The following is a 610-nucleotide window of genomic DNA, read 5'->3' on the forward strand; positions in this document are numbered from 1 at the left end:
CTGAACGCGTCGGCAGGCGGATCGATGACGAGAGTGCCGGCGTTTCCGTCGGTCGACAGATTGAAGGTTGAATGGGTGTAGTCGCCGGCCAGCGTGATGTGCGCGACGTGGTTCTGCGCATCCGAAACCGTCAACACCCCACCCGACGCGTTGCCGGCGTAGGAGGCGCTCGTTCCTGTCCCGAACGAGATGTCCTTGAGGTCAAGAATGTCCGAACTGGACGGATCACCGTTGCCGGAGAGGCCGCTGATGGTACCGGTGAATTGCGTGGAATGATCGAGAATGAGGGTCCCAGTTACGCCCTTGAACGTGACCGATCCGGAAGCTGCTCCGGTCAGTTCGAGGGTAGCCCCTGGCTCGATGAGCGTCGCTTGAGTGAGGTTGCTGAGATTGAGAGTGACCTTCCCGGAGATATCGAGCACCGTCGATGAGCTATTGATCACCCCATCGCCATTGAGATCCTGGTGCACCACCGTCTCTATCGATTTCAAGGATGCACTCGTTCCCGACACATTGCTGAGCAGGTTCGAAGTGAAGTTACCATTGCTGTCGGTGGTCCACACCGTGTAAAGCCCGGTCGAGGTGTTCTTCCAGGCCACATCATAGCCGC

The 610-nt window shown here is 58.4% G+C and carries 1 pseudogene; it reads right to left on the minus strand.

The window, feature by feature from the left end:
• Positions 1–610 (minus strand): annotated as a pseudogene (locus SO156_RS45795) (hypothetical protein); the annotation flags it as partial.

This window comes from Bradyrhizobium sp. UFLA05-125 (assembly GCF_059803515.1).